This window comes from Synechococcus sp. WC101 (assembly GCF_047461555.1).
GTDB lineage: Bacteria > Cyanobacteriota > Cyanobacteriia > Thermostichales > Thermostichaceae > Thermostichus.
The window spans coordinates 1-7,774 of record NZ_JANSHG010000123.1; the positions used below are offsets into that span (position 1 = coordinate 1).

Below are 7,774 nucleotides of genomic sequence, written 5' to 3' on the forward strand. Positions count from 1 at the left end.
CATGTTGTAGCGATATTGGGCAAACTCGGTCATCTCGTGGGCAAGAGCCAAGTTGCGCAGCCGCAGCACCTCTGGGATGTGGATCCCTTCGGGACAGGGCAGGCAGGCGTAGCACTGGGCACAGCGGCTGGAGCCCAGGCGTTCCTGCTCCGCTTGATGCAGCCGCTCCTGTACCTGCAGGCCCTCCGTCCACCAGCGCTCGGGATCCTGCAGGGCCGCCAGGGCTGTCTGCAGCTCGTCGGGATGGGTAATGCCCAGGCTGAGGGTGTGGATGCGGGGATCCGCCAGCAAAAATCGATAGGCAAACTCCAGGGGGCTAAAGGGCGCACAGCTCTCCCGGAGACGCTGGGGCGGGCGATAGAGCATCCCCCCTTTGTCGGCAGGGGAGATGATGAACACCCCCATATCCTGCTGGGCTGCCGCCTCCAGGGCCGCGGCATTGCGCTGCTGGAAAAAGTGGTAGTGCAAATTCACAAAGTCAAACTGGCCCCTCTGGATGGCCTGCAGGATTAGCTCCAGGGATCCATGAGTGGAAAAGCCGATGTAGCGCACCAAGCCCTCCTGCTGCGCCTGCCGCAGCAGCGGCAAGCCCTCCTGCAGCACCCACTCCAGGTGTTCGGGCAGGTTGATGCCGTGGAAGGCAAACTGATCCAAATACTCCACCTGTAGCCGCTGCAGGGATCCCTCCAGCCGTTCCCGCAGCCTCTCGCCAGGCGTGAGCTTGGTGGTCAGGATCAAGCGCTGCCGCGGCACCGCCAGCTTCTGCAGGATCTCCCCCAAGAGCACCTCGGCCTGGCCATAGGCCTGCGCCGTTTCGATGTGGTTGATCCCTGCTTCTAGCGCCGCTGCCACCGTGGCCTGGGCCTGCTCCGGCGGCACATGGACTAGGCGCATGCTGCCCAGGGAGAAAGCCGACATAAGCTGCTGTGTGCGCCCAAAGCGGCGGTAGAGCATCTTCCTCGGCTACCCCAAGGCCTCCCTGAAAAACGCCACCGCCTCCGCCAGCACCTCCAGGAAGCGATCCACCTCGGCCAAGGTGTTGTAGAGGTAAACGCTGGCCCGCGCCGTCGATTGCACCTGCAAGTGGCGATGCAGCGGCTGGGTGCAGTGGTGGCCGGCCCGGATGGCGATCCCCTGCTCATCCAGCAAGGTGGACAGGTCGTGGGGGTGGATGCCCTCCGCCGAAAAGCTGACCAGCCCCGCCCGCCGCGTCGGGTCCTTGGGGCCATAGATTGTAATGCCTGGAATGCGCTGAAGCCCTTCTAGGAGGCGAGCGGTTAACTTTTGCTCATGGGCATGCACGCGCTCCAGACCGATCTGGCTTAGGTAATCGACGGCTGCCCCCAGACCCACCGCTTGGGCAATGGCCGGCGTGCCCGCCTCAAACTTGTGGGGGATATCGGCGTAGGTGGCGTGATCCCAGTACACCTCGGCAATCATCTCGCCCCCGCCCAAAAAGGGCGGCATGGCCCGCAGCAGCTCCCGCTTGCCGTAGAGCACCCCGATCCCCGTGGGGCCGCCCATCTTGTGCCCAGAAAAGGCCAGCCAATCGCAGTCTAGGGCCTGCACATCCACCGGCATGTGGGGCACGCTCTGACAGGCATCCAGCAACACCTTGGCCCCACAGCGATGGGCTAACTCAACCACCTCCCGGACAGGGTTGATGGATCCCAGCATGTTGGAGACGTGAGTTACAGCCACTAGGCGGGTGCGGTCGCCCAGCAAAGAGCGGTAGTGCTCCAAATCCAGCTCGCCCTCGGGCGTGATCTGGATAAACTTGAGGCAGGCCCCCGTCTTTTGAGCCACGAATTGCCAGGGGATCAAGTTGCTGTGGTGCTCCATCACCGACAGAATAATCTCATCCCCCCGCTCTAGGGTGCTCATGCCCCAACTGTAGGCCACCAGGTTAATGGCCTCGCTGGCGTTGCGGGTGTAGATGATCTCTTGCGGGGAAGGCGCGTTGATAAAGCGGGCAATCTTCTCCCGCGCCCCCTCGTAGGCCTCCGTGGCTTCGTTGCCCAAGGTATGCACTCCCCGGTGCACGTTGGCGTTGCTGTGCCGATAGTAGAAATCCATTGCCTGCAAAACCGCCAGCGGCTTCTGGGAAGTGGCCGCATTGTCAAAATAGATGAGCGGCTGGCCGTTGACTTGGCGCTGCAAAATTGGAAAATCCGACCGCACCTGGGCAGCTAAGTCGGCAGCAGCGTCAAAAGCCTGGTCCAGCTTGGGGGAAGAAAGAGAGGATACCGCCATAGTCTGCGCAGAAGCCTACCTCCCTCAGTATGGCATCGCTCTGGGCACCCCTCGGCAAACTCCTTCCCTCTCGCCAGGGATCCCTACCTCCCCTCGCCAGTCGGAAAAGTTGTCAAGAACTGTAATTTTATGTTAAGTTTGTTTACGTACAGTTATGAGGCATTACCTATGCAATCCTCTCCTAGGATCCCTTCTCGCCTGGACTCCGCTTCTGTGGCCCAATACTACGACACCACCAACGACTGGATCCCGGGCTGGACGGAGCAGGCGGAGCGTTGGAATGGCCGCCTGGCTATGGTGGGTTTGGTGATCAGCGTTGCCACAGAGGCGCTGGTGGGTCACAGTGTTTTTGCCACCACTCTCGCTCAGTGGCTGGGACTGCGATAGTTGAGAACATCTGAGTTTTACGCAAGCATCAGGTCGGGCGTTCTGTCTGGGGGCTGCCCGATCGGCTCGCTACCCAAGCTATTGACTGTTTCACTGAACCCAACAGGCCGATGATCCTCGACAACCCTTTCTTTCCTTACATTGCCGTTATGGTGAGCGGGCTGGTGGCTGCTGTTGCCCTCGGTTCGATGGCTTTCTTCAACTCCAAGCGTCCTGCGGGCTGGGAGGGTGCTGCTCGTCCGCGATACGTGCCTCAGTATGGGCAAGAGGGCGAGGCTCCGCCCGAGTGGGAAATTGGGTGGACGGAAAAGGCCGAGCGCTGGAACGGGCGATTGGCCATGCTGGGGTTTGCCATTAGCATTGCGGTGGAAGCCCTGGTAGGTCACAGCGTGCTGGCCTCCGTCCTGGGGCTGCGCTGAGCTGGCTTCGACAGTGGATAGGCGGATCTGGCTAGCTTTCTTGGGCCGATTTGTCGGGATATCCCGAGAAGCCTAGGTTCTCGTCTGTCAAGCGCTGGGTTGGGGTCTTCGCTTCCCTGCATTTGAACGCGAGACAGTATCCGTCTCCCCAAGATTGCCAACAACGAAATCGAGATTCTACCCCAGCGCTCCGCTTTTCTTTAATTTGAGGATCTGGGCCACCACCCCTAAGGTCTCTTCGTAAAGATAGTCGGGGCCAGGCCGCTGCAACTCGGCAGCTAGCAGCGTTTCCAAGGACTCCTGCTCCAGGGGAGCCACCTGGCGAACCACGCACCTCTGGGCACCTCCCATGGCTTCCATGCGCATGCACCCTGTGGTTTCTGAACAGAGCACGGTGCAGGCGTCGGCTTCCTGGTTGCTGGAGGTGAGGCGCAAGCCGATGAGATCTCCCGCCTGGCTCATCTCCGAGACCAGGGGCACGGCAGCCAATTCTGCCCTCACCTCGCCTCCCGCTTGGGTTTGGAAGCGGATGCGGTCGATCTCGTAGTCGTGTTCCCAAGTCTGGGCCCGCTCGGTGGGCGTCCACCCCAGCCGGCTGGCCAGCCAGCCCAAGAAAAGGAGGGCCTGGCAGGGGTTGCCAGCTCTGTAGTCAATGGTTACTTGATCTATCCAGGACAGAGACTCTCGCCGATCTGGGGGGTCGAAGGCTTGGGCGGTGAGTTCCTGCCAGGGCAGCAGCCGTCGCCAGTTGAGATCCCCGCAGTGGTGCCCCTCGCTGATGAGGAGATGAATTTCCTGCAGGTCTTCTTCTGGGTTGACAAAGCCCCGCGAGTCGACGATGACGCGGTTGCTCAGGGCTACCAGCTTTTGAAACAACAAGCTATTCAAGTCTAAGTTCCCTTGCCACCACAGGAACGTGGGCAGGTTGGGGATCAACAGCGAGGCGACAGTGCTGCAAGCGCGCACAAAAGCCGATTCCGGCGCTTTCAGGGTGATGTACTCACAACACACCAGCGAGCTGCGCTGCTCGCGGGTCACCGGGCAATAGGCCGCCACCTGGGCCTCGATGGCGTCGTCTGTGGCTCCCTCCCGTTTGGCCCTTAGGTCGATGACGCGGCAGGGGTTCTGGGTGGCAATGGCTTCGACGGTGGGGGAAGGCAGCAGCAGGGCATCGTCTAGCGACTCATACACCACCAGGGTAAAGGTGGCAGCCCGGGCGGCAACGCTCTCTCCCTTGGAGGACCAGATCTTGTTCAGCTCCTGCTCAATGTCCTCGATGGAGACATCTTTTGGGGTTTGTAAAGGCAGGACGGCGGCAGGTTGGTCCATAGTCTCCTCCTGGAGTAGCCTCTTGCTCGATTCTAGGCAGACAGGCCGGCTGCCCAGGAGGGGTTTAAGGTGAGATACAGATCTTTCTTCAGGCTGCCTCTTCTAAACCCTCAGGCCGGGCGCGGCTGGATGCTTAGCTCCAAGGGTCGGCCAGGATCCCCCACAAGCACTAGACTGCGGCCATTGGCTTGCAGATGCCGCACAATCCAGTACAGGGTCTCGATGCGCTCTGGGCAGCCCAGTTTTTCCGCCAACTGGGGCAAGGTCAGGGATCCCTTTTGCTCTCGCATCACCTCCAGCACCTGGCGCTGGAGCTGCAGGACGGCGCTGGCCGCTTTCTTGCCTGCTTCCACCCCCGGCTGGTGGTAGGCGTTGACCTGGATTAAAGAGGCGTAGAGGCCCACTGCCCGTTCGTAGAGGGCAATCAGGGCCCCCACGGAGCGGGCGTCCACCCGCGGCAGCGTTATGGTGACGGAGTCGCGCCCGTTTTCGTAGAGGGCTTGGCGGGTGCCCTGCAGCAGGCCATCCAGATAGTCGCCGCTGGTTACCTCGGGCTCTACGAAGGGGGAAGGGATCCCCGGCTCGCGATCCTGGAGCACCTCGATGAAGGTGACGAAGAAGTTGTTGAGGCCGTCCCGCAACTGCTGCACGTAGGCGTGCTGATCGGTGGTGCCCTTGTTGCCGTAGACGGTTAGGCCCTGCTCCACGCGGTTGCCCTGCAGGTCGTGGGACTTGCCTAGAGATTCCATCACCAACTGCTGCAGGTAGCGGCTAAACAGCGCCAGGCGGTCTTTGTAGGGTAAAACCACCATATCCTTGCGCCCTCGCCCCTCGCCGACGATGTACCAGGTCATGGCCAAGAGGGCGGCAGGATTGCGCTCCAGATGGGGTACGCGGGTGGCTTTGTCCATGGTGGCAGCTCCGGCCAGCAAAGCCCGGATGTCGATCCCCTGCAACGCTGCCGGCAGCAGGCCCACCGCGGAAGTTTCCGAGGTGCGCCCCCCCACCCAGTCGAAGATGGGAAAAACGGCTAGCCACCCCTCCTGCCGCGCCTGCTGCTCCAATTGGCTGCCGGGGCCGGTGATGGCCACTGCATGGGCAGAAAAGGGGATCCCTGCCTTCCGGTAAGCCAGCTCCACTTCCACCAAGGCGTTGCGCGGCTCGGGCGTGTTGCCGGATTTGGAGGTGACAACCACCAGGGTTTGTCCCAGTTTGCCGGCCAGCCGTCCCAGCACCCGGTCAAACCCGTCCGGATCCGTGTTGTCGATGAAGTGAATGTTCAAGGGCGGCTGCAGCGGAGCCAGGGCCTCCGCCACAAATTGTGGCCCCAGAGCCGAGCCGCCAATGCCAATCCAGAGCAGCTCGGTGAAACGCCCTCCCCCACTGGCTGGGATCGTGCCGCAGTGGATCTTCTTGGCAAAGCTCTCCACCTGTTCGAGGCAGTCTTGAATTGCCTGCCGAATTTCGGCGCTAGGAGCCAGCTCCGGCGCCCGCAGCCAGTAGTGGCCCACCTGGCGGCCTTCGTCGGGATTGGCAATGGCCCCGGCTTCTAGGGCCTGCATCTCGGCAAAGGCGCGGGCAAAGGCAGGCCGCAGCGCTTCCACCTGAGCGGAAGTAAAACGGATGCGGCTGATATCAACAAAAATTTCCAGCTCGGGATGGTAGTAGAGCCAATCGCAGTAGCGCTGCCAAAGTTGAAGGCTGTCCATGGGATCCCTTCTGCCAAGGCTGTAACCAGCTTACCAAAAACGCCCTCCAGCTCCTGGACGGGCCAGCGGGTGAAGTCGCCAACAGCGCCCAGATCCGTCGCGCACTTGAAGGGAACGGGTCGGCTTTTGTTCCCCAGATGGCAAGGCTAGAATCCAGAGCAACTGTAGCTTGATCCCGGCCCCTTATGAACTCGGATCGGCAATGGATGGAACGGTGCCTGTCCTTGGCCCGCTCCACACCGCAGCGCCCCTCCCCTAACCCGCGGGTAGCTTGCGTTATTGTCCGGGGGGATCAGGTGGTGGGGGAAGGCGTTCATCCGGGAGCCGGCCAGCCCCATGCCGAGGTGTTGGCTTTGCAACAGGCGGGATCCCTGGCCAAGGGCGCTACCCTCTACGTCAACCTCGAGCCCTGCAACCACTACGGGCGCACCCCTCCCTGTACCGAGGCCATCCTGGCTGCCGGGATCCGGCGGGTGGTGGTGGGAATGCAGGATCCCAATCCCCTGGTGGCCGGCAAAGGGATCCGCCGCCTGCAGGAGGCAGGGGTTGAGGTGACGGTGGGGGTGCTGGAGCAGGAATGTCAGGAGCTCAACGAAGGCTTTGCCTTCGCGATTGTGCAGAAACGGTGTTTTGGCCTGCTCAAATACGCCATGACCCTAGACGGCAAGAGCGCCGCCGCCACCGGCCACAGCCGCTGGATCAGCAATCCGCTGGCGCGAGAGTGGGTTCACCGCCAGCGGGCCTGGCACGATGCAGTCATCGTGGGCTCCGGCACCGTCTGGCACGATAACCCCCACCTTACCTGCCGCCTGCCGGATTTTCACGGATCCCAGCCCCTGCGAGTGGTTCTCAGCCGCTCTCTGAATCTGCCCCCGCTGGCCCACCTGTGGCGAGCGGAGGAGGCGCCAACTTTGGTGATTACCGAGGCCACTGAAGCCCATCCCCTCTGGGGATCCCTGGCCAAGCAAGGGGTGGAGCTGCTGCACCTGGATCAAGTAACCCCGGCTCAAGCGGCGCAGGTTCTCTTTGAGCGAGGCTGTCTGAGTGCCCTCTGGGAATGCGGCGGCACCTTGGCCTGGGCAGCCCTTAAAGATGGGGCCATCCAGAAGGTGGCCGCCTTCATCGCTCCCAAGATCTTGGGCGGGGCCGACGCGCCAACCCCCGTAGCAGGAGAAGGGATCCCGGATGTGAACCAAAGCTGGCAACTGTTGGAGCCGCAACTGCAGACTGTGGGGGATAACTGGTTGATAACCGGGAAGATCCTCCCTTCTGGCGCCGACGACTCCGGTGAATGATTTGTTCTCGATGACTCTCAATTGTCATCCGAGAGAGTTTTAGGTTTTTGAACGAACAAAATCATATCTGCTTAAGGTAAACGAGTATACTGCTCAGAAAGAATGTGGCGTTTCTGAAAAACAGGGATCGAAACTGAGCTAGCCTGTGATAGGCTACTGGTGCTCTCTAGAGCTTGCGGTTCAAAGGAATATAGCCCACAGAAAAAACCTTACCTGAGTAAGGTTTCAGCTCGTGTGACGATACGGGTTTTGCCCAAGCAGGCTGTAACTGCCATTTTGCCAAAAGCCACCCGGATCATTGAGCTCCTCTGGGGTGAGCCTTGAGAAAGCGACAACAAAGGGCTGTCCTTCTTGTCCAGTCTCCTTTCGTTGCCTGCCCGGC

At 61.2% G+C, this 7,774-nt stretch carries 7 protein-coding genes; 3 read left to right on the plus strand and 4 right to left on the minus strand.

What is annotated here, in order from left to right; translation table 11 throughout:
* Together NW809_RS09120 and NW809_RS09125 are read right to left on the minus strand one after the other, a co-directional pair.
* Positions 1-918 (minus strand): aldo/keto reductase (locus NW809_RS09120; RefSeq protein WP_414401982.1); only part of this gene is annotated, 918 nt, incomplete at its 3' end.
* 45 nt (positions 919-963) lie between these two features.
* Positions 964-2,253 (minus strand): cysteine desulfurase, encoded by a 1,290-nt coding sequence (locus NW809_RS09125; protein WP_011429299.1) that lies wholly within the window; start codon positions 2,251-2,253, stop codon positions 964-966.
* A 168-nt stretch (positions 2,254-2,421) separates the two neighbouring features.
* Between NW809_RS09125 and NW809_RS09130 the strand changes: the two genes are divergently transcribed.
* Both NW809_RS09130 and psb35 read left to right on the plus strand, forming a co-directional pair.
* Positions 2,422-2,640, plus strand: a complete 219-nt coding sequence (locus NW809_RS09130; protein WP_011429298.1) for a hypothetical protein — start codon at positions 2,422-2,424, stop codon at positions 2,638-2,640.
* Positions 2,641-2,750: 110 nt separating this feature from the next.
* A complete protein-coding gene (psb35, locus tag NW809_RS09135) occupies positions 2,751-3,059 on the plus strand; it encodes a photosystem II assembly protein Psb35 (protein WP_099812496.1) in 309 nt (102 codons plus the stop codon).
* A gap of 177 nt (positions 3,060-3,236) precedes the next feature.
* On the opposite strand, the gene NW809_RS09140 is transcribed toward psb35, so the two are convergent.
* Positions 3,237-4,388 (minus strand): glucose-6-phosphate dehydrogenase assembly protein OpcA, encoded by a 1,152-nt coding sequence (locus NW809_RS09140; protein WP_414390249.1) that lies wholly within the window; start codon positions 4,386-4,388, stop codon positions 3,237-3,239.
* A 110-nt stretch (positions 4,389-4,498) separates the two neighbouring features.
* Positions 4,499-6,097: a glucose-6-phosphate isomerase gene (locus NW809_RS09145; protein WP_414401983.1), complete on the minus strand. Its 1,599-nt coding sequence runs from the start codon at positions 6,095-6,097 to the stop codon at positions 4,499-4,501.
* 185 nt (positions 6,098-6,282) lie between these two features.
* On the opposite strand from NW809_RS09145, the gene ribD reads away from it, so the two are divergent.
* A complete protein-coding gene (gene ribD, locus NW809_RS09150) occupies positions 6,283-7,392 on the plus strand; it encodes a bifunctional diaminohydroxyphosphoribosylaminopyrimidine deaminase/5-amino-6-(5-phosphoribosylamino)uracil reductase RibD (protein WP_099812499.1) in 1,110 nt (369 codons plus the stop codon).
* Positions 7,393-7,774: the final 382 nt, after the last annotated feature.